This is a genomic window from Klebsiella sp. 1SOBk5mer, from assembly GCF_046603115.1.
In the GTDB taxonomy this organism is placed as follows: domain Bacteria; phylum Pseudomonadota; class Gammaproteobacteria; order Enterobacterales; family Enterobacteriaceae; genus Klebsiella; species Klebsiella quasipneumoniae.
This window is the reverse complement of the sequence record NZ_JBKIUU010000001.1, coordinates 930006-949347: the sequence shown is the minus strand read 5'-3', so window position 1 is coordinate 949347 and position 19342 is coordinate 930006. Positions and strand designations below refer to the sequence as shown.

Genomic DNA, 19342 nt, shown 5'->3' with positions numbered 1-19342 from the left:
ATACGTTCACTTCGCAAGCAACGAGAGAGAGAATAACGATGAATTTATCTGCAACGCACGCCGTCTCCGTCAACCCGACTACCGGCGAGGTGGTCTCCTCGCTGCCGTGGGCCAGCGAACGCGAGGTCGACGCGGCTATCGCTCTCGCCGCGGCGGGCTATCGCCAGTGGCGTCAGACGCCGCTCGCCGCACGCGCCGACGCGCTGCGCCGCATCGGGGCCGAGCTGCGCGCCCGCGGTGAAGAGGTGGCCCAGACGATCACTCTCGAGATGGGCAAACCGATTGCTCAGGCTCGCGGCGAGGTGGCGAAATCCGCCAATCTCTGCGACTGGTATGCCGAACATGGCCCGGCGATGCTGGCGACCGAAGCCACCCTGGTGGAAAATAACCAGGCGGTGATCGAATATCGTCCGCTGGGGGCCATTCTGGCGGTGATGCCGTGGAACTTCCCGGTCTGGCAGGTGCTGCGCGGCGCGGTGCCGATCCTGCTGGCCGGCAACAGCTACCTGCTGAAGCACGCCCCGAACGTGATGGGCAGCGCCCGCCTGCTGGGCGAGATTTTTGCCGCCGCCGGCCTGCCGGAGGGCGTGTTTGGCTGGGTCAACGCCACCAATGACGGCGTTTCGCAGATTATCAATGACGACCGCATCGCGGCGGTGACCGTCACCGGCAGCGTCCGCGCCGGGAAAGCGATTGGCGCTCAGGCGGGCGCAGCGTTGAAGAAATGCGTGCTTGAGCTGGGGGGATCCGATCCCTTTATCGTTTTGAACGATGCCGATCTGGATGAAGCGGTGAAGGCCGCCGTCACCGGCCGCTATCAGAACAGCGGCCAGGTGTGCGCCGCGTCGAAGCGCTTTATCCTCGAAGCCGGCATTGCCGAGGCCTTCACCCGCAAATTTGTCGACGCCGTCGCGGCGCTGAAGATGGGCGATCCGCGCGACGAGCAGAATTACGTCGGGCCGATGGCGCGATTCGATCTGCGCGATGAACTGCACCAGCAGGTAACGGCGACCCTCGATGAAGGCGCAACCCTGCTGCTGGGGGCGGAAAAAATCGAAGGGGCGGGCAATTACTATGCGCCAACGGTCCTGGGCAACGTCACCGCCGGCATGACCGGCTTCCGCCAGGAGCTGTTTGGTCCGGTCGCGACCCTGACCACCGCCCGTGACGCAGACCATGCGCTGGCCCTCGCCAACGACAGCGAATTTGGCCTGTCGGCAACGGTCTACACCACCGACGAGGCGCAGGCCCAGCGCTTTGCCCGCGAGCTGGAGTGCGGCGGTGTCTTCCTTAACGGCTACTGCGCCAGCGACGCCCGGGTGGCTTTCGGCGGCGTGAAGAAGAGCGGTTTTGGTCGCGAACTGTCGCATTTTGGCCTGCATGAGTTCTGCAATGCGCAGACCGTCTGGAAAGACCGTCGCTAATCTGCGTTTGCCCCTGACGACCGTCGTTCTCGTCTGCTATACTCGCCCACCAAAATTCGACGGTGGGCAAGGAGCCGCGTGTGGCGACGGTGATCAATAACGCAATGCTGGAAGCCATTCTGGCAGAAATCAGGCCGCTGATTGGCCGCGGTAAAGTGGCGGATTATATTCCGGCGCTGGCCAGCGTCAGCGGCGATAAGCTTGGCATCGCTATCTGTACGGTGGACGGGCAACATTTTGCCGCCGGCGATGCCCATGAACGATTCTCCATCCAGTCGATCTCCAAGGTATTGAGTCTGGTGGTGGCCATGAACCACTATCAGGAAGAGGAGATCTGGCAGCGGGTGGGGAAAGATCCCTCCGGTCAGCCCTTTAACTCGCTTCTGCAGCTCGAGATCGAGCAGGGCAAACCGCGCAACCCGTTTATCAACGCCGGGGCGCTGGTTGTCTGCGACATGCTTCAGAGCCGGCTCAGCGCGCCGCGCCAGCGAATGCTGGAGATTGTCCGCCGCCTGAGCGGCGTGGCCGATATCGCCTACGATCCGCTGGTGGCCCGCTCTGAGTTTGAGCATTCGGCGCGCAACGCCGCCATCGCCTGGCTGATGAAATCCTTCGGCAACTTCCATAATGATGTCGCCACCGTGCTGCAGAACTATTTCCACTACTGTTCGCTGGAGATGAGCTGCGTCGAGCTGGCGCGAACCTTTCTGTTTCTCGCCGACCGCGGCATCGCCCCGCATCTCGAAACGCCGGTTATCGCGCCGATACAGTCCCGCCAGGTGAATGCCCTGATGATGACCAGCGGCATGTACCAGAACGCCGGCGAGTTTGCCTGGCGCGTCGGTCTGCCGGCGAAATCGGGCGTCGGCGGCGGAATTGTGGCGATTGTGCCGCAGGAGATGGCGATCGCGGTCTGGAGCCCGGAGCTTGACGAGGCGGGGAACTCCCTGGCCGGCGTGGCGCTGCTGGAGAAACTGACTCAGCGGCTGGGGAGGTCGGTGTTCTGATGGTCGATCAGGATCGATTGTTTGCTCGCCTGGCGCGTTCGACGTTTCGTTCACGCTTCCGGCTGGGGATGAAAGAGCGGCAATACTGCCTCGATAAAGGGCCGGAGGTCATCGACCAGCATGCCGCCGATTTTATCCGTCAGCGGCTGGCGTCCGCCGCGCCGGCCAATGATGGCAAGCAGACGCCGATGCGCGGTCACCCGGTGTTTATCGCCCAGCACGCGACCGCCACCTGCTGTCGCGGCTGCCTGGAAAAATGGCACGCCATTCCCCACGGCCGCGCGCTGAGCGAGCAGGAGCAGCGCTATATTGTGCAGGTGATCCACCGCTGGCTGGTGCTGCAGATGAATGGCCCGTCTGTGCGCTAATTTGCATTTGATCGGCGCCGGAGTATGCCTGATAAATATTCTCATGTTATGATAATCCGCTAACTAACTATTAACATAATAATTGCCTGAAACAATTAGACGGATAATTACTGAATGTCTTCACTGTCGATTCGGTCATTTACGCTGTTTCGTGAAGAACAACCCGTGCGCGATGCACTGGTCTTATTTACGTTAACGCTATTGCTGCATTTTCTGGGCGCGATGCTGCGTCTGGTGCAGGAGCTCTCTTTCTTCTGGCCGCTCAACGCAGTGATGGCCGGGATCTTTGCGCGCTACGTATGGCTTAATCGCAGCTATTTTTATGCCGTCTGCTTTGCGGCAATGCTGGTCTATGACGGATTAACTTCGCGCTGGGGAATGGGCTTTGCCTCATTGCTGATTAACTTCTCCAATATTGTCTTTATTGTGACCCTGGCGCAGCTGGTGCTGTGGGATAAACGACGCGCCGACTCGATGCCCGGCCCGATTAACGCGCTTAATTTATTCTGTTTCTGTCTGTTAGCCGCGCTGCTGTGCGCAGCGGTCGGCGCGTTGGGGTCGGTGGACGTCGAGCGCGCCACCTTTATTCCCCAGCTGGCGGACTGGTTTAGCGAGCAGTTCTCGACGGCGGTGCTTATTCTGCCGTTTATTCTGACCCTGACGCTGCCCTCCGCGTTAAGCGGTTTTCGCTTTCGCCAGCTGCTGCCCGCGCTGGCGCTGGTGCTGTCGATTGCCCTCGGCGTGGCGGTGGGCGGCGCCGGCAGCATTACCTTCCCGTTACCGGCCCTGATCTGGTGCGCCGTGCGCTATCCGCTGCCGCTGACCTGCCTGTTGACCTTTCTCACCGGCATCGGCGAGATACTGCTGGTGGCCAACTCGTTAATTCACTTTGCGCCGGATACGCGAATGCAGCCGTGGCAGCTGTTCTCCACTCGCCTGGGGATCGCGGCGATGCTGATAAGTCCGGTGATCGTCGCCTCCAGCGTCGAGGCGATCAACATGCTGGTGAAACAGCTGGCCCTGCGCGCCGATTTTGATTTCCAGACCCGGGTCTATTCCCGTTCCGGGCTGAGCGAGGCGCTGAAACGTCAGGCCTTGCCGGCCGATAAACTGCTGACGGTGATGGTGCTGGACATCGATGGCTTCAAAAGGGTGAACGATGCCCTGGGCCATGAGGGCGGAGATTGCGTACTGACTCAGTTTGCCCAGCAGGTCAGGCAACTGGTGGGCGAGCAGGGTATGGTCGCCCGTATCGGCGGCGAGGAGTTTGCGGTCGCCGCCGTGGTCGACAGTACCCAGCAGGGTTACCTGCTGGCGGAGAAGATCCGCCACGGCGTAGAGTCGCAAGCTTTCGGTTGGGGACATAACCCGATCCACCTGACCATCAGTATGGGACTGGAGACACGCGAGGTGGGCCAGGCCCGTATTACCGAGCTGTTTAACCAGCTGCTGCTGGCGGCGGACGATGAAATGGTCAAAGCCAAACAGACAGGCCGTAACCGCATCTGTATGCCGACGCTAACGGAAAGCGCGCCATAAGAAAATCCTATAGATGTTATGCTTGTGTTAATGATTGGTTAAAATATAGTGATGTGGTCAAAAACAAGGAGCTAGTATGATCGCATCATTTTCACTGCGCACGTTATCGCATGACGATATTCTTCATCACCTTCCGGCATTAAGCGATATCCTGGCGAGCTGCGTGAACGGCGGCGCCTCGGTGAGCTTTATGCTGCCTTTCAGTCAGCAGACGGCGACGACCTTCTGGCAACATGTCGCCAACAGCGTGGCGGCCGGGGAGCGCATCGTGCTGGCCGCCCTTGACGCAGAGGAACGTCCCGTCGGCACCGTGCAACTTATCACCAGCCAACCGGAAAACCAGCCCCATCGTGCGGACGTGGCCAAACTTTTGGTTCACCAAAATGCCCGCCGCCTGGGGATTGCCAACGCGCTGATGGCGGAGCTGGAGCAAACCGCCCGGCGGGTAGGTAAGACGGTGCTGGTGCTGGACACGGCGACCGGCAGCGGGGCGGAACAGTTCTATGTCCGCTGTGGCTGGGAAAAAGTGGGCGAAATTCCGCGCTATGCGCTGATGCCTGACGGTGCGATGACCGCCACTTCACTGTTCTATAAGTTTCTTCCCTGACGGCGGTTATTACAGAATCCTTTGATCAAAACAGGGTTTCACTGGTAGTAAAACCTGATAAGTTATTGGACCAATTACTCAGGTTGTATGACTACTCTTAGAGGGAACCCATTGTGAAAACGTTAAACCGTCGTGATTTCCCCGGCGCGCAGTACCCTGACCGTATCATCCAGTTTGGAGAAGGTAACTTCCTGCGCGCATTCGTTGACTGGCAGATTGACCTGCTCAACACGCATACCGACCTGAATGCTGGCATCGTGGTCGTTCGTCCTATTGCCACCGATTTCCCACCCTCCCTGAATACCCAGGACGGCCTCTATACCACCATCATTCGCGGTCTCAACGAGCAGGGCGAAGCGGTGAGCGACGCGCGGCTGATCCGCTCGGTCAATCGGGAAATCAGCGCTTACGCTGACTACGACGCTTTTTTACGTCTGGCGCATAACCCCCAGATGCGGTTTGTCTTTTCCAATACCACTGAGGCGGGCATCAGCTACCATGCCGGGGATCGGTTTGATGACGCGCCGCCGGTAAGCTATCCGGCAAAACTGACCCGCCTGCTGTTTGAACGCTACCAGTATTTTGCCGGCGCAGCCGATAAGGGATGGGTGATCATCCCCTGCGAACTGATCGATTATAACGGCGAGGCGTTGCAGACGCTGGTGCTGCGCTATGCCTCCGAGTGGCAGCTGCCGCAGGCCTTTATCAACTGGCTGACGTCGGCAAATACCTTCTGTTCCACGCTGGTGGATCGCATAGTGACCGGCTACCCGCGCGATGAAGTGGCGGCTCTGGAGGCGCAAACCGGCTATCAGGACGCTTTCCTCGATACTGCCGAGCACTTTTATCTGTTCGTTATTCAGGGGCCCGCCTCATTAGCCAGCGAGCTGCGACTCGATAAGCTGCCGCTCAATGTGCGCATCGTGGACGATATCAAGCCCTATAAAGAGCGCAAAGTGGCGATCCTCAACGGGGCGCACACCGCCCTGGTGCCGGTGGCCTTCCAGGCCGGGATCGACACCGTCGGCGAGGCGATGAACGATGCGGAGATTTGCGCGTTTGTCGAAAAGGCGATTTATGACGAGATTATTCCGGTGCTGGATCTGCCGCGCGATGAGCTGGTGTCATTCGCCAGCGCCGTGACCGGGCGCTTCCGTAATCCCTATATCAAACATCAGCTGCTCTCGATCGCTCTCAACGGCATGACCAAATATCGCACCCGTATTCTGCCGCAGCTGCTGGCAGGGCAGAAGGTGCATGGCGCGCTGCCGCCGCGCCTGACCTTCGCCCTGGCGGCGCTGATCGCCTTCTACCGGGGAGAGCGGGAGGGGACAAGCTATCCGGTACAGGATGATGCGGAATGGCTGACGCGCTACCAGACGCTCTGGGCGCGCCATCGTGACGGCCAGATATGCACCCGCGAACTGGTTTCCGCCGTGCTCAGCGTGGAGTCCCACTGGGAGCAGGATCTCAGCCAGATCCCCGGCCTGGTGGAGCAGGTCGCCGCTGACCTTGACGCTATCCTGACCCGCGGTATGCGCGACGCCGTCAGGCCGCTCTGCTGATAGCGGAGTCTATTCACCCGGCTGCGGCCGGGTTTAATCGCACTCGAATTAGTTACAACATACTTTTTTATTAACCAGATTAAGCCGGTCGGCAGCCTCGCTGCAAAAGGCTTTTTAGTGCCAAATCGCCCTGCACAGGGGGAGAATTGTGGTTAAGCCGCTTGAACAAATACCTGCGCAGGAAAATAATGGCCTTAACACATATTTCCTGCCAATGTTCGCAGGCTAATTCATTCATCTGTAAGGAAACTCGCATGGTCATCGATATCCGGGAAGTTCGGCCGCATGACAAAGCCGAATGGCTTCAGCTCTGGGAAGGCTATACCCGCTTCTACGGCAGCCCGCAGCCGGAAGAGGTGACCGAATGCACCTGGCAGCGGATGCTGGAGGTGAACTCACCGGTGCTGGGCAGAGTCGCGGTGGTGGATGATACCGTGGTGGGGTTCGCTATCTGCATTCTGCACGAAGGAACCTGGGTTACCACGCCGATCTGCTATCTGGAGGATCTGTTCGTCGATCCTGCCTTCCGCGGACAAGGCATTGCCAGAACGCTGATTAAGTCGCTGCAAACCGAAGGGGCTGAGAAAGGCTGGTCACGTCTGTACTGGCATACTCGCCGTGATAATCCCGCCCGCCACCTGTATGATGAATTCACCCCGGCTGACGATTATGTGCGCTACAGGATCACCCTCGACTCCTGAAGCGATAAGATGTTGTTAAGCTTTTCCCGCTATAACAGGGGAAACAGGCTCAGGAGAAGCAACGATGGAAAAACGTCTCGAAACAGTGGTCAATCTGATAATGATTCTTTCGCTCTTGGCGACGGCCTGGGATCTGTCACTGGTGCATCATCTCGCCTGGTAGCAACAAAATAGCCTGAATCGCGGCGCCCTGCAGGCGCCGCCTGTCTTATTCACCCGCCATTATGCCGGCGCTGAAACTCCAGTCCTCCAGCTGGTTAAACTGGATCACCACCATCACGTCCTGCGGGCTGACCGCCATCTCATCGGCTAACCGCGCGCACAGCCGACGGTAGAGCCCCTGTTTCTGCGCCCGGCGGCGCGGCTTCCCGGCGAAAATATGAAACAGCACGAAGCGGGCGCTGCGCCCGCCGCTGAGATAATGCGGGTCGTAAATACGCTGTCCGTCGGCGGTCTGCTCGATAAACTGAAATTTGTCCGCCGGCGGCACGTCAAACTCCGCCACCAGGCATTCATGGAATAGCGCCGACAGTTGAGCAAACTCCGCGGGGCGCCAGGCCGCGCCAAGCGAAATACGCGTCAGAGGCATGGCGCCTCCTGCGCGTTCAGGCAGGTCAGGGCGCTAGCCGCCGCCGGCCAGCCGGCATAGAACGCCAGGTGGGTAAACAATTCGACCATCTCCTCCTGGCTCAGGCCATTTTGATAGCCGTAGGCGATATGCCAGGGCAGTTGCTCCGTTTTGCCCAGCGCCGTCAGGGCGGAGAGGGTGATTAAGCTGCGTTCGCGGAGCGACAGCTCGCTGCGCGCCCAGATATCGCCAAACAGCACCGTTTCGGTCAGTTCGGCCAGTTTTGGCGCAATGGCGGCCAGCGTGTGGCGATCGACAGAGGGGGTATGCATAGTGACTCCCGTTACAGGTTGAAGTGGTCGTCACTGTCGCACGCTGAGGAATGTGTTGAATATCGCAATGTTCAGGATAGTTAATCCTGAAAATCAGGATGGTCAGCTGGCCCGCTCTTATTTTTGTGTTGGTTATGTTTTACGACTTGCTCAGGCCAACCCTCAGGCGGCTCTTTTTCGCGCCACGATAAACAGACGTGGGAAGCGCAGAAGCACCATTCCGTTACACTGTAACGGATAGTGGTCGGCCAGCAATGCCACATAGCGTGTCAGAAAGGCGCTCCTGGCCGGTTCATCGAGGCCCGTCAGATAAGGTCGCAGTCCGGTGCCCTGCAGCCAGTCGACGATCGCCTGATGGGAAGCGAGCGGATGAAAATAGGTGGTGCGCCAGATATCAACTTCACAGCCCTGACGGGTGAGCAGATCGTACCAGGCGTCCGGCGGAAGCAAGGGCTGGCGACCACGGTCCGGTAATCCCAGCTCGCTGGCGACCTGACGCATCAGAGTATGGGAGGGCTCCTGCCAGTTATCCGGCATCTGCACCGCCAGCGTACCGTTCTCCGCCAGCTGGTTAACCAGATGCGGAAACAGCGTCTCATGATCCGCCAGCCACTGCAGCGAGGCGTTGGCATAGATCACGTCTGGCGGTTGCGCAGGCCGCCAGCTGGCGATATCGGCCTCGATAAACTCACAGTCAGGTAAGGCCTGCGTCGCCTGGTCCAGCATGGCCGGGGAGTTATCGATACCGACGATCGCCGCCAGCGGCCAGGCGGCACGCAGCAGGCGGGTACTGTTGCCCGGCCCGCAGCCAAGGTCAACGACGCTCTCGACCTGCAGGTGAGCGATACGGGAAAGCAGGTCAGCCGCCGGGCGGGTGCGCTCAGCGTCAAACTGCAGATACAGCGTGGGGTTCCAGTCGGCCATCGGGCGTTGTCCTGTGTAAGGGAGACAGGGCAAAGCATAGAACGCCCGGGGCCGCCTGTCAGGGGGAAATGATCCACTGCAGCATCTGCCTTGCGTGACAGTGTCACCGATAAAATAACCTCAGCAGGCTATCCCGTGCGTGATGGGCACATTGTCAGGGAGTAAGCGGATTGGGCAGCATCTGCGCCCGCAGCGGGCGCAGTGGCTTATTCGGCGTTCTTGAGCGCTTCGGCGCGGCTGGCGGTGGCGTAAACAAAATCCAGCATCGGCTCGAGATCGGTATCGTAGCCGGCCTGAATAATCTTCCCGCGCAGCCATTCTATTTCACTGGTGATATCGGGAGGGAAAATGTTGTTATCCTGCGCCCGGCGCAGCCATTTCAGCAGAAAGTTGTTCTTTCCTCTGATACCGCCCGACTTTTTCGACTTTCCGTGCATCTTCAGCGCGACCAGGACGCAGTAATAGAAATGAACGCGCTGATTAAAACTTTGGTGCATGTCTGTGTTTCCCGCCAGAATCAGGAATTCACCGTGTGGGTCAGTGATTCGGATTGGACTACGGCGGCGGGCCGGATCGTTGCGCGATCTCTGTTGTTTTCCGCCACCGTCCTTGCATCTGTCGCCAAACGCTGAAGGGGATGTTGGCACGGAAGCCGAATCGTCGTCAATTGCCGATTCGTTTTTTGCCGGTGTCGGCGGCCCGCGGCGTTCCGCGAGCCGGGCCTGGCTACGTCCTGACCGCGGCCCGCTGTTGCAGATATACGCGTAAAATCAGCAGGAAAGCGAACACTACGACGATTGCCGCCAGCAGATACAGGGTGGCGAGATCGTAGTAACCGGCGACCCAGCCGGCCAGCGGCCCGGTCAGCCCCAGCGCGAGATCAAGGAACGCCGAGTAGGTGCCAAGGGCGGTCCCCTGGTTTTGCTCTTCCACCTGTTTTACCGCCTCAACCCCCAACGCCGGGAAGACCAGCGAAAAACCCGAGCCGGTGAGAAAGGCGCCGATCCCCGCCACCCAGGCCGACGGCGCCAGCCAGATTAGCAGCAGGCCGAGACATTCGATGACGAAGCAGGCCAGGGACACCGGGACCCCGCCATAGCGAGTGATGGTGTTCCCCAGCACCAGGCGAGCACAGATAAAGCCGACGCTGAACAGCGAGAGGGTAAACGCGGCGCCCTGCCAGCTGTGCGCGGCAAAGTAGAGGGTGATAAAGGTGGCAATAACGCCGAAACCGACGGTGCCAAAGGCCAGCCCCAGCCCATAAGGCCAGATTTTGCGCACCACCGCGTGAAAGGGCGCTCTGACGCCGGCGGTCACGCTGACGTCCTGCCGCGAGCGGGCGAACAGCAGGCCGATGGCGGCGACCAGCACCACCACCGTGGCAAAGCCGCTGATGCCGAAATACTGGTTCAGGGTGACCCCCAGCGGCGCGCCGACCGCCATCGCCACATAGGTTGCCACGCCGTTCCAGGAGATCACCCGCGACGTATGGATCGCGCCGACGGTTTTGATCCCCCAGAGCGTGGCGCCGGTGGCGGTAAAGCTTTCGCCGACGCCAAGAAACACCCGGCCCGCCAACAGCGCGGCAATCGCCAGCATCGGCATCGCCTGCAACATTACCGCCAGCAGCGTGAAGGCGCCGCTGAGCAGACAGCAGACGATCCCGAGGCTAACCACTTTTTTCGGGCCCCAGATATCGGTGTAGCGCCCGGCGTGCGGCCGGCTTATCAGCGTCGAGATGTACTGCAGGCTGATCACGATCCCGGCGACAAAGGTGCTGTAGCCCAGCTGATAGTGAATATAACCCGGCAGAACGGCCAGCGGCAGACCAATGGAGAGGTAACAGATACAGGTAAAAACAACGATCGAAATGATGCGCAGATTAAGTTGCGTGGTGCTGACGGAAGTGCTCATAGGGATAAAGGGTTAATACATAGGGATGTTTAGCATAACGCGCCGCGAAGAGGCTGGCGAGTGGCGAGGGCGTTTTATCCGTGATCGATGGCCTCGCCGCCGTCATTAACGGTGTTGCCGCTGACGCCGGCTTCGGGGCATGATGACGGTATCTTGCCGCCGCCTTGAGGAGAGAATATGTCCCAGGAATTCGCCGATATTGACGTTATGTTCATTGCGGGCTTCGGCCCTATTACCCAAAGCACCTCGCAAAGCCGTGATTTCTATTGTCAGGCATTGGGATTACCGCTGAAGCCGATGCCGGGTAACGAGGCGTATCTGCTCAGCGAGCAGGATGCCATCGGCGGGGTGAAGCATTTTGCGCTGTGGCCGCTGGCGCAGGCGGCGCAGTCCTGTTTTGGTCAGGAGCAGTGGCCGGAGACGGAGCCGGTGCCGCAGGCGTGGATTGAATTTGAGGTCCGCGACCTTGCCGCGGCGACGGCGCGGCTGCAGCAGCAGGGGTACCATCTCCTTGTTGCCGCGCGCGACGAGCCGTGGGGGCAGACCGTCACCCGCCTGCTCAGTCCGGAAGGTCTGCTGGCCGGGCTTACCGTGACGCCGTGGCTGCGGGCGGAACAGGCTTAACGCCCCCGCCGGGCGCGGTGCGGGTCACCTCAGGGAGGTTATTGAGGCTCCTCGTGATGTAAAACGTTTCGCACTTCCCCCCAGGCGCGGTTTTGCAGCACGGTGCGATAGCCGTCGCGGTCGACGAAAGTGACGCCGTTGACCTCCCAGTAGGGGTTGAATGCCGTGACGCGCAGAAACCCGGCGGCGTCCATGGCGCTGCATTGTGCCTTCCAGGCCTCAGGCTGCGGATAGTACAGCACCAGCAGATCTTCATCTCCTGGCGAGGGGGTAACGGGATGGTGGCGGCAGTGGGTGAATTCCAGATGCCAGCTGGCATCCGGCGAACCGATCATCATCCCGCTGAATCCTTCATGATCGGTAAAGCTTCCAAGTTGCTGCAGCCCCAGCCCGGCGCAATACATGCTGGCGGTGCTCTCCAGTTCGCTGACCGGTCTGGCGATGCGCATGTGGCAGAACGACATAATGACTCCCAAAAGGCGTAGGCCGGGTCAGGCGCAGCCGCCACCCGGCAAAAAGCGGCATATTGGCCGCGACCCGTCGCCCGGCGGCGCTGCGCTTGCGCGGGCCTACGGAGCGGAGGCCCCTATAGCCGGCTAAGCGCCGCCATGTAGGCCGGGTCAGGCGCAGCCGCCACCCGGCAAAAAAGCGGCATCATGGCCGCGACCTGGCGCCCGGCGGCGCTGCGTTTGCGCGGGGTCTACGGAGCGGAGGAGCCCTTTAGCCGGCTAAGCGCCGCCATGTAGGCCGGGTCAGGCGCAGCCGCCGCCCGGCAAAAAGCGGCATCATGGCCGCGACCCGTCGCCCGGCGGCGCTGCGCTTGCGCGGGCCTACGAAGCGGAGGCCCCTTTAGCCGGCTAAGCGCCGCCAGTAGGCCGGGTCAGGCGCGGCCGCCACCCGGCAAAAAGCGACATCATGGCCGCGACCTGGTGCCCGGCGGCGCTGCGCTTGCGCGGGCCTACGGAGCGGAGGATCCCTTTAGCCGGCTGAGTGCCGCCATGTAGGCCGGGTCAGGCGCAGCCGCCGCCCGGCAAAAAAGCGGCATCATGGCCGCGACCCGTCGCCCGGCGGCGCTGCGCTTGCGCGGGCCTACGGAGCGGAGGCCCCTATAGCCGGCTAAGCGCCGCCAGTAGGCCGGGTCAGGCGCAGCCGCCACCCGGCAAAAAAGCGACATCATGGCTGCGAACTGGCACCCGGCGGCGCTGCGCTTGCGCGGGCCTACGGAGCGGAGGATCCCTTTAGCCGGCTAAGCGCCGCCATGTAGGCCGGGTCAGGCGCAGCCGCCACCCGGCAAAAAAGCGGCATCATGGCCGCGACCTGGCGAAAACGATTTTGTCGCTCGGATGGATACTGTAGCGGCAAAACGCCTCTGCGTTTGTCGGTAAGAGCTCAGGTTCGCCTCCGGCGAGTGCGTCGCGGTTTCCTCTTTTAGCTTAGCCGTTCGCGGCGCTTTGCAACAGGATGCGCCACTCGCTGAGGGCGGAGGTGCTGAACCCCTGGCGCCAGATAAGCTGGGTGGTCGCCTCGCACAGCGGTTCGCTTAAGCTGTTTTCGGGAAGCGTCATCAGCGCCAGCACGCTCTGCGGCAACAGGCAGGCGTAGCGCCCGGAGGCCACGCAGGCCAGCATGCTGTGATAGGAGCTCACCTCATGCACCTCGACGGCCGCCTGTTGTTCCGCCAGCCAGCGCTCTCCCAGCGCCCGATAGCTGCAGCCGCTGGCAAATGCCGCGAACCGCAGCGGGCCAGCGCTCTGCGGACGGACCAGCATCAGGGTTTCCTGAAACACCGGGACCGATCCCAGGCCGGGCGGGCAAGCCGGTTGGCCATCCGTCCCTGGCGGCAGGCAGACCAGCGCGGCATCAAGGGCGGCGGTTAATACCCCCTCGGTTAACTGGCGGGTCGGCCGGGTGCTGAGCGTGACATCCACCTGCGGGCACCGCTGTTGGAAGCGGGTGAGCAGCGGCGGCAGACGGCTGGCGGCGGTCGCCTCCATCGCGCCCAGCCGCAGGCTGCCGCCGGGCGTGGTTGGATGCAGACTCTGCTTTGCCTCTTCCGCCAGGCTCAGGATCCGCCGGGCATAGCTGAGAAACTGAACGCCTGCCGGCGACAGCACCATTTTTTTGTTGCCGCGGACGAAGAGTTCCACGGCAAGCTCCTCCTCCAGTTGCTGAATACGGGTGGTGATATTGGACTGGGCGCGGCCAAGCCGTTTTGCTGCCAGAGTGACGCTTTGCGTGTCGGCCACCTGGATAAAAATCTGCAGTGTGCTGTGGTTCATATTTTTATTCTCAATATGATAATGATGTTGATCTTATCATCTTTAAAAGAGATGGTAAGCCTCCGGCATCGCTCATGTACGAGGAACCCATGCAAAATTCACTGCTTTCGCTTCTTGATATTGACTACCCCCTGATCCAGGCCCCGATGGCGGGCGTCTCCACCCCCGCGCTGGCTGCCGCGGTGAGTCATGCCGGGGCGCTGGGTTCGCTGGGGCTGGGCGCTTCAACCGTTGCCCAGGCGGAAGCGATGATCGTCGCCACCCGCCAGCTGACGGACCGGCCGTTCAATGTCAATCTGTTTTGCCATGCGCCGCCCCGGCGCGACGTTCGACGGGAGGCGGACTGGGCTGAGACGCTGCGCCCCCATTTTACCCGCTTTGGCAGTATCCCTCCGGCGTCGCTTAGGGAGATATACCAGACGTTTATCGGCCACACCGCCATGCTGGAGCTGCTTCTCGATCTCTCACCCGCGGTGGTGAGCTTTCATTTCGGCCTTCCTGAGCGCGAGGCGATCCAGCGCCTGCGACAGCAGGGGATCGTCACTCTGGCCACGGCGACGTCGCTTAAGGAGGCGCAGGTCATTGAAGAGCAGGGGATTGACGTGGTGGTCGCTCAGGGCGTTGAGGCGGGCGGGCACCGGGGGATCTTCGACCCGCAGGAGCCAGATGCGCAGATGAGCACCTTTATTCTGGTGCAACATCTGCGGCGTCGGCTGACCATCCCGGTGGTCGCCGCCGGGGGCATCATGGACGGCGCGGGGATCGCCAGCGTGATGCAGCTGGGGGCGCAGGGCGCTCAGCTCGGCACGGCGTTTTTACTCTGTGCGGAATCGGCCGCCGACGCCGGCTACCGCGCGGCGATCGCTAACAGCATTGACGGGCGTACGGTACTGACCTCAGCGATATCCGGGCGTCCGGCACGTTGTCTGGCGAATACCTTCTGCGCAGTGGGGGAAGCCTGTCCGGCGAGCGCTGTGCCGGATTATCCGCTGGCATATGATATCGGCAAAGCGCTCGCCGCCGCCGCGAAAGCCCAGGGCGTCCATGAGTATGGCGCGCACTGGGCCGGGCAGGGTGTGGGGTTGATCCGCGAGTGTGACGCCGCCAGTCTGGTCCGCCAGCTGGCGGCTGAGTGCGGCTGGAATTAATGTCTGACGGTTAGCGGCGGTGTGCCAGGCGGCGCACCAGCCGATCGCCGGCCATTTGTACGCCCTGAACCATCGCCACCAGGATCAGCACCGTGCCAAACATCACCTCATTATTGAACCGCTGATAGCCGTAGCGGATGGCGAGGTCGCCGAGTCCGCCGCCGCCGATCACCCCGGCCATCGACGAAAAGCCAATCAGCATCACGATGGTCAGCGTAATCCCGGCCAGCAGCGTCGGCAGGGCTTCCGGCAGCAGAGATTTAAAAATCACGTGCCAGACGTTGCCGCCCATCGACAGAATGGCTTCGATTCTCCCGTAATCCACCTCGTCGAGCGCGTTTTCCGTCAGGCGGGCAAAGAATGGAAAGGCGCCGATGGTCACCGGCACGATAGCGGCGGTGCTGCCCAGCGTGGTGCCGACGATCAGGCGGGTAAAAGGGATCAGCGCGATCAGCAGCACGATAAACGGTAACGATCTGCCGATGTTGATCACCGCCCCCAGCAGCGCGTTCAGTTTCGGCATCGGCGCGAGGCCGTTGGCGCGGGAAATAAATAACAACACACCGGTGGGCAGCCCGATCAGCACGGTAAACAGGGCCGCCAGGCCCACCATATAGAGCGTATCCAGCGTGCCGTCGAGTAATAACGGCCACAAATCTTCCCAGCTCATGCTACTCCGCATAATGGCCTCCCCTGAACGCCGTGACGGGTAAGAAAATCCTGTTCAGCCTGCGGGTCGTGCAGCAGCGACTGACGCAGCCGCGACCACGGGGTCACCAGCAGGTCGGCGAGTTTGCCGCTTTCGACAATTTCGCCCTGTTCCAGCAGCGCCGCGTGGTCACAAATGGTTTTCACCACCTCCAGCTGGTGCGTTATCAGCACAATGGTCAGATTGAGCCGCTGGTTAATATCCGCCAGCAGAGCCAGCACCGAGGCGGTGGTCTCGGGATCCAGCGCGCTGGTCGCCTCATCGCACAGCAGCACCTCCGGTCGGGCGGCCAGCGCCCGGGCGATGCCGACGCGCTGTTTTTGCCCGCCGGAAAGCTGAGACGGGAAGGCGGCGGCCTTGTCGCTGAGATCCACCAGCTCCAGCAGTTCGCGCACCCGCGCTTCGCGAGCGGCCCGCGGCACCCCGGCTATCTCCAGCGGCACCGCGATGTTGTCGGCGACGGTGCGGGCATGCAGCAGATTGAAGTGCTGGAAAATCATCCCGGTACGCAGGCGATAATCCCGCAGCGCCGCCTTGTTCAGCTGTGTAATATCCTGTCCGTTCACCAGAATGCGGCCCGAGGTGGGCCGCTCCAGCAAATTGAGACAGCGGATGAGCGTACTTTTGCCGGCGCCGCTGCGCCCGAGAATGCCGTATATCGCCCCTTTCGGGATCTGTAACGCGATATCGTTCAGCGCCGGTCGGCCGGTTCCGGCGTAGGTTTTGCTCAGCCCTTCGATGGTTATCATGACTGAGGGGCCACCGGGATCACCGAGCCGTTGTAGTTTTTACGGATAAACTCCGCCACCTGCGGCGACGTCAGGTCTTTCGCCAGCGCCTTAATGCGCGGGTCATTGGCCAGGGCTGGGGTGGTCACCAGGATATTGGCGTAGGGGTTATGCTCGGCGCTTTCCAGCCCCAGAGCGTCTTTCGCCGGCACCAGCCCGGCTTCGAGGGCGTAGTTACCGTTAATCACCGCCAGGTCGACATCGTCGAGGGAGCGCGGGATCTGCGGCGATTCAATCTCCAGGATCTTCAGGTGTTTCGGGTTCTCGACAATATCCTTCGGCGTCGCCAGAGTGGTGGCCGGGTCGGTAAATTTAGGGTCCAGCTTGATAAGCTTCTGCGCCTGCAGCAGGAACAGCGCACGGCTCAGGTTGGTGGTGTTATTCGGCACCGCCACCGTGGCGTTGTCCGGCAGCGACGAGAAATTTTTATGTTTATGCGAGTAGATCCCCAGCGGCTCAATGTGCACGGTGGCCGCGACGGCAAAGGTTTTACCCAGCGCTTTTTCCTGATCCTTCAGGTAGGGAACATGCTGGAAGTAGTTGGCATCCACGTCGCCACTGGCCAGCAGTTCATTGGCGTTGACCCCGCTGGTCAGCTCCACCACCTTCAGATCGAGGCTGGGATCGATTTTTTTGATGTAGTTGAGGATCTCCGCGTGGGGAACCGGGTCCGCGGCGACGCGCAGCGCGGCGGCCTGGGCAGACGTCCATGCCAGAGAAAGAGACAGTGCGACCCCTGCCAGTTTAAAAGCGGCATATTTCATGGTGTGTTCCTTTTTAGTTATGGTTAAACGATCAATTGCTCGGCGCGTTCGCGAAACACGTCCTGATAGTAGCGTTCCGCCACGTCCGGATGGGAACGCAGACGGCCCTTGAGATAATTCCAGCCGACATCGCGCAGCAGCGGATTGAGCGGGTCGCTGTCCGGACCGCGCGCCTCACGCGCCAGCTCGGGCGGCAGGGTATAAACCGGCACCACCGCGTCAAGCTGGGCGCCAAGGAAGAAAGCGATGGAGAGGCGCTGCTGCTGCGCCGGCGGCGAAACCACCCGGTGAACGGTAGCGCGCAGATAGCCGTTGGTGGCCAGCTCGAGCAGTTCGCCAATATTGACCACAAAGCTGCCGGCCAGCGGCACAGCGTCGATCCACTGCCCGGGCGCCACCTCAACCTGCAGCCCTTTCTGTTCGTCCTGCAGCAGGAAGCTGAGAAAACCGGAATCTTTATGGGCGCCGACGCCCTGGCTGCTTTGCGTCTCCTGCTGGCCGGGATAGCGGATCAGTTTGATATGCTCGTTGGGTTTGTCGCCATAGAGCCGGTCAAAGGCATTCTCCGGGAGCTGCAGCGCTTCGGCAAAGGCGCGCAGCAGGCGGATCCCCACCTGGGTCATCTGCTGTTGCCAGTGAAGTAATACCGGTTTAAGCGACGGCAGGGCGGCAGGCCACAGATTCGGACCCTGCAGGCGCTGCCAGCGCGGGGCGTCATCGCTGAGGGTCAGCGCCGGACGTTCGGCGCCGATATCAAACTGCTCTCGCCAGTCAGGCTGGCCGCGCGTCAGCTCAGAGGCCGCGCGGTTATAGCCGCGAAAATGGGGGGAGTGGATCATCGCCACCTGCTGTTTTTGCGCCTCATCGAGGGCAAAAAAGCGTTGGGACTGGCGCTGAACTTCATATTGAAGCGCGTCGTCGACACCGTGGTTGATCAGATAAAAGAAGCCGATGTCGCGGGCGGCGTGGCGCAGGTCGGCCAGGAAGGCCGCTTTATCCGCGGGGTCCGCGTAGCGGGCCAGATCGAGAATCGGCAGGGTTGTCGCGTTCATTGTGTTCTCCGAAAACGGGATAATATGTTATGGGTCGATTCAGGTTCAGGGTTCGGGCACAACAGCAGCGCATGGTGATTTCCTCTGTTCGGGGCTGAGCACAGCTTGCCTCAGGGCCAGATAATCAACCAATAACGTTATTTTCTAATTTATGTTCGCGCGGGGTTCAGTGCTTTTGCGTTAAATAGATAAAGGCGTAAGGGCGAACTGAAGCCGTTGCGCCTGTCACCGAGAGCCAGTAAGGTGGGCGCACTTTTTTAATGCGGAACGGATGTATCCTCATGCACAGTTCAAAAGATCCCCTGCACGGCGTGACGCTGGAAGCGCTGCTCAATGCCCTGGTCGCGCGCTACGGCTGGGCGGAAATGGCCCGCCAGGTCAATATTAACTGCTTTAAAAGCGATCCCAGCATCAAGTCCAGCCTGAAATTTCTCCGCCGGACGCCGTGGGCGCGCAAAGAGGTGGAGGCGATGTATCTGGCTTCGCTCGACGACGATGCGCCGGCAGAGAAAGCGGATCCATGGGCAAACTGGCAGAAAAAATAACCCTTATCACAGGACATCATTATGCAGAGCTGGAGCAGTAAAGATTTCACCGCCGACCGCGCGTGGGGCGCACTGGATATCGCCAATTTTTCCGGCACCACCGTGCGCCTGCACTGGACCGACCAACCCTATATCTGGCACATCAACGACGGTCAGGAGGTGTTTGCCGTCATGGATGGTCAGGTGGCGATGCATGTGAAAGTCAACGGCGAGGAGCAGGTGATCGTGCTGAACGCCGGCGATATCTTCTACGCCGAGGTGGGATGCGAGCATGTCGCTCATCCCCAGGGGGCGGCGCGTATTCTGGTGATTGAGAAAGAAGGGTCGGTCTGATCCCGCCGGCGGGCCATTCGTTAGTCCGCCGTTTCATCGCCCGCCAGACTCCATATACCGCGTTGATATAAATCACGTATCCAGCTTTCGATATACTTAATTCTTGTTTGCCATTCCCTTCACCCCAGCACTATCTTTTGCCGCAGACGCC

The 19342-nt window shown here is 60.8% G+C and carries 22 protein-coding genes; 11 read left to right on the top strand and 11 right to left on the bottom strand.

The genetic code is table 11. From position 1 onward, the window contains the following. Window positions 1–38 precede the first annotated feature (38 nt). From sad to ACLH1U_RS04635, 7 genes are all read left to right on the top strand, one after another. On the top strand, window positions 39–1424 hold the full coding sequence (sad, locus tag ACLH1U_RS04665) for a succinate-semialdehyde dehydrogenase (RefSeq protein WP_004205961.1): 1386 nt from the start codon (window positions 39–41) through the stop codon (window positions 1422–1424). Between the two features lie 80 nt (window positions 1425–1504). After that, window positions 1505–2431, top strand: coding sequence for a glutaminase B (gene glsB / locus ACLH1U_RS04660; protein WP_023289637.1), 927 nt, complete (start codon window positions 1505–1507; stop codon window positions 2429–2431). Beyond that, on the top strand, window positions 2431–2799 hold the full coding sequence (locus ACLH1U_RS04655) for a DUF4186 domain-containing protein (protein WP_023289638.1): 369 nt from the start codon (window positions 2431–2433) through the stop codon (window positions 2797–2799). Before glsB ends, ACLH1U_RS04655 begins: the two co-directional genes overlap by 1 nt. A 114-nt stretch (window positions 2800–2913) precedes the next feature. Further along, window positions 2914–4338, top strand: coding sequence for a GGDEF domain-containing protein (locus ACLH1U_RS04650; RefSeq protein WP_023289639.1), 1425 nt, complete (start codon window positions 2914–2916; stop codon window positions 4336–4338). 76 nt (window positions 4339–4414) lie between these two features. Continuing rightward, a complete protein-coding gene (locus tag ACLH1U_RS04645) occupies window positions 4415–4945 on the top strand; it encodes a GNAT family N-acetyltransferase (RefSeq protein ID WP_032452799.1) in 531 nt (176 codons plus the stop codon). 113 nt (window positions 4946–5058) lie between these two features. Next, a complete protein-coding gene (locus tag ACLH1U_RS04640; protein WP_411299099.1) occupies window positions 5059–6510 on the top strand; it encodes a tagaturonate reductase in 1452 nt (483 codons plus the stop codon). Between the two features lie 254 nt (window positions 6511–6764). Beyond that, window positions 6765–7211 carry a GNAT family N-acetyltransferase gene (locus tag ACLH1U_RS04635; RefSeq protein ID WP_032452801.1) on the top strand — a complete coding sequence of 149 codons (447 nt, stop codon included), beginning with the start codon at window positions 6765–6767 and terminating at the stop codon, window positions 7209–7211. A 208-nt stretch (window positions 7212–7419) separates the two neighbouring features. Here the strand turns inward: ACLH1U_RS04635 and ACLH1U_RS04630 are convergent, their stop codons facing one another. The 5 genes from ACLH1U_RS04630 to ACLH1U_RS04610 all read right to left on the bottom strand — a co-directional run bounded on the left by ACLH1U_RS04630 (window position 7420) and on the right by ACLH1U_RS04610 (window position 10949). After that, the gene (locus tag ACLH1U_RS04630) at window positions 7420–7800 is read right to left on the bottom strand and encodes a tautomerase family protein (RefSeq protein WP_023289643.1); all 381 of its coding nucleotides are present in this window, start codon (window positions 7798–7800) and stop codon (window positions 7420–7422) included. Beyond that, complete coding sequence (locus tag ACLH1U_RS04625; protein ID WP_044522959.1) at window positions 7791–8111, bottom strand: carboxymuconolactone decarboxylase family protein; 321 nt, start codon at window positions 8109–8111, stop codon at window positions 7791–7793. The genes ACLH1U_RS04630 and ACLH1U_RS04625 overlap by 10 nt, the downstream gene beginning before the upstream one ends. 162 nt (window positions 8112–8273) lie before the next feature. Then, complete coding sequence (gene tam / locus ACLH1U_RS04620) at window positions 8274–9035, bottom strand: trans-aconitate 2-methyltransferase (RefSeq protein ID WP_411299098.1); 762 nt, start codon at window positions 9033–9035, stop codon at window positions 8274–8276. A 206-nt stretch (window positions 9036–9241) separates the two neighbouring features. Then, a complete protein-coding gene (locus ACLH1U_RS04615; protein ID WP_008804940.1) occupies window positions 9242–9532 on the bottom strand; it encodes a hypothetical protein in 291 nt (96 codons plus the stop codon). 229 nt (window positions 9533–9761) lie between these two features. Next, on the bottom strand, window positions 9762–10949 hold the full coding sequence (locus ACLH1U_RS04610) for an MFS transporter (RefSeq protein ID WP_411299097.1): 1188 nt from the start codon (window positions 10947–10949) through the stop codon (window positions 9762–9764). A gap of 177 nt (window positions 10950–11126) precedes the next feature. On the opposite strand from ACLH1U_RS04610, the gene ACLH1U_RS04605 reads away from it, so the two are divergent. Then, a complete protein-coding gene (locus tag ACLH1U_RS04605) occupies window positions 11127–11573 on the top strand; it encodes a VOC family protein (RefSeq protein ID WP_032452804.1) in 447 nt (148 codons plus the stop codon). A 38-nt stretch (window positions 11574–11611) separates the two neighbouring features. Here ACLH1U_RS04605 and ACLH1U_RS04600 read toward each other — a convergent pair whose 3' ends face one another. Continuing rightward, window positions 11612–12037 carry a VOC family protein gene (locus ACLH1U_RS04600; protein WP_065806104.1) on the bottom strand — a complete coding sequence of 142 codons (426 nt, stop codon included), beginning with the start codon at window positions 12035–12037 and terminating at the stop codon, window positions 11612–11614. A 969-nt stretch (window positions 12038–13006) separates the two neighbouring features. Further along, window positions 13007–13852: a LysR substrate-binding domain-containing protein gene (locus tag ACLH1U_RS04595; protein ID WP_049014133.1), complete on the bottom strand. Its 846-nt coding sequence runs from the start codon at window positions 13850–13852 to the stop codon at window positions 13007–13009. A gap of 89 nt (window positions 13853–13941) precedes the next feature. Here ACLH1U_RS04595 and ACLH1U_RS04590 point away from each other — a divergent pair, with 89 nt between their 5' ends. After that, window positions 13942–15000 (top strand): NAD(P)H-dependent flavin oxidoreductase, encoded by a 1059-nt coding sequence (locus ACLH1U_RS04590; RefSeq protein ID WP_032452811.1) that lies wholly within the window; start codon window positions 13942–13944, stop codon window positions 14998–15000. 10 nt (window positions 15001–15010) lie between these two features. On the opposite strand, the gene ACLH1U_RS04585 is transcribed toward ACLH1U_RS04590, so the two are convergent. The 4 genes from ACLH1U_RS04585 to ACLH1U_RS04570 are packed head-to-tail and all read right to left on the bottom strand — an operon-like array spanning window position 15011 to window position 18313. Beyond that, a complete protein-coding gene (locus tag ACLH1U_RS04585; protein ID WP_021440109.1) occupies window positions 15011–15670 on the bottom strand; it encodes a methionine ABC transporter permease in 660 nt (219 codons plus the stop codon). Then, window positions 15667–16458, bottom strand: a complete 792-nt coding sequence (locus ACLH1U_RS04580) for a methionine ABC transporter ATP-binding protein (RefSeq protein ID WP_023289653.1) — start codon at window positions 16456–16458, stop codon at window positions 15667–15669. Before ACLH1U_RS04580 ends, ACLH1U_RS04585 begins: the two co-directional genes overlap by 4 nt. Then, entirely contained in the window at window positions 16455–17261 is an 807-nt protein-coding gene (locus tag ACLH1U_RS04575; RefSeq protein ID WP_032452814.1) for a MetQ/NlpA family ABC transporter substrate-binding protein, read from the bottom strand. The genes ACLH1U_RS04580 and ACLH1U_RS04575 overlap by 4 nt, the downstream gene beginning before the upstream one ends. A 23-nt stretch (window positions 17262–17284) precedes the next feature. Next, window positions 17285–18313, bottom strand: a complete 1029-nt coding sequence (locus tag ACLH1U_RS04570; protein ID WP_165457943.1) for an isopenicillin N synthase family dioxygenase — start codon at window positions 18311–18313, stop codon at window positions 17285–17287. A gap of 281 nt (window positions 18314–18594) precedes the next feature. Here ACLH1U_RS04570 and ACLH1U_RS04565 point away from each other — a divergent pair, with 281 nt between their 5' ends. Both ACLH1U_RS04565 and ACLH1U_RS04560 read left to right on the top strand, forming a co-directional pair. Then, window positions 18595–18858: a VF530 family DNA-binding protein gene (locus ACLH1U_RS04565; RefSeq protein WP_004205937.1), complete on the top strand. Its 264-nt coding sequence runs from the start codon at window positions 18595–18597 to the stop codon at window positions 18856–18858. Between the two features lie 21 nt (window positions 18859–18879). Continuing rightward, entirely contained in the window at window positions 18880–19191 is a 312-nt protein-coding gene (locus ACLH1U_RS04560; RefSeq protein ID WP_023289656.1) for a cupin domain-containing protein, read from the top strand. Window positions 19192–19342 lie beyond the last annotated feature (151 nt).

Coding starts and splice junctions, on each gene's coding strand:
- ACLH1U_RS04630 (WP_023289643.1), bottom strand. CDS start 7,800: ATGCCTCTGACGCGTATTTCGCTTGGCGCGGCCTGGCGCCCCGCGGAG.
- ACLH1U_RS04650 (WP_023289639.1), top strand. CDS start 2,914: ATGTCTTCACTGTCGATTCGGTCATTTACGCTGTTTCGTGAAGAACAA.
- ACLH1U_RS04590 (WP_032452811.1), top strand. CDS start 13,942: ATGCAAAATTCACTGCTTTCGCTTCTTGATATTGACTACCCCCTGATC.
- ACLH1U_RS04635 (WP_032452801.1), top strand. CDS start 6,765: ATGGTCATCGATATCCGGGAAGTTCGGCCGCATGACAAAGCCGAATGG.
- tam (WP_411299098.1), bottom strand. CDS start 9,035: ATGGCCGACTGGAACCCCACGCTGTATCTGCAGTTTGACGCTGAGCGC.
- ACLH1U_RS04570 (WP_165457943.1), bottom strand. CDS start 18,313: ATGAACGCGACAACCCTGCCGATTCTCGATCTGGCCCGCTACGCGGAC.
- ACLH1U_RS04585 (WP_021440109.1), bottom strand. CDS start 15,670: ATGAGCTGGGAAGATTTGTGGCCGTTATTACTCGACGGCACGCTGGAT.
- ACLH1U_RS04560 (WP_023289656.1), top strand. CDS start 18,880: ATGCAGAGCTGGAGCAGTAAAGATTTCACCGCCGACCGCGCGTGGGGC.
- sad (WP_004205961.1), top strand. CDS start 39: ATGAATTTATCTGCAACGCACGCCGTCTCCGTCAACCCGACTACCGGC.
- ACLH1U_RS04615 (WP_008804940.1), bottom strand. CDS start 9,532: ATGCACCAAAGTTTTAATCAGCGCGTTCATTTCTATTACTGCGTCCTG.
- ACLH1U_RS04600 (WP_065806104.1), bottom strand. CDS start 12,037: ATGTCGTTCTGCCACATGCGCATCGCCAGACCGGTCAGCGAACTGGAG.
- ACLH1U_RS04565 (WP_004205937.1), top strand. CDS start 18,595: ATGCACAGTTCAAAAGATCCCCTGCACGGCGTGACGCTGGAAGCGCTG.
- ACLH1U_RS04645 (WP_032452799.1), top strand. CDS start 4,415: ATGATCGCATCATTTTCACTGCGCACGTTATCGCATGACGATATTCTT.
- ACLH1U_RS04580 (WP_023289653.1), bottom strand. CDS start 16,458: ATGATAACCATCGAAGGGCTGAGCAAAACCTACGCCGGAACCGGCCGA.
- ACLH1U_RS04625 (WP_044522959.1), bottom strand. CDS start 8,111: ATGCATACCCCCTCTGTCGATCGCCACACGCTGGCCGCCATTGCGCCA.
- ACLH1U_RS04655 (WP_023289638.1), top strand. CDS start 2,431: ATGGTCGATCAGGATCGATTGTTTGCTCGCCTGGCGCGTTCGACGTTT.
- ACLH1U_RS04575 (WP_032452814.1), bottom strand. CDS start 17,261: ATGAAATATGCCGCTTTTAAACTGGCAGGGGTCGCACTGTCTCTTTCT.
- ACLH1U_RS04595 (WP_049014133.1), bottom strand. CDS start 13,852: ATGAACCACAGCACACTGCAGATTTTTATCCAGGTGGCCGACACGCAA.
- ACLH1U_RS04605 (WP_032452804.1), top strand. CDS start 11,127: ATGTCCCAGGAATTCGCCGATATTGACGTTATGTTCATTGCGGGCTTC.
- ACLH1U_RS04610 (WP_411299097.1), bottom strand. CDS start 10,949: ATGAGCACTTCCGTCAGCACCACGCAACTTAATCTGCGCATCATTTCG.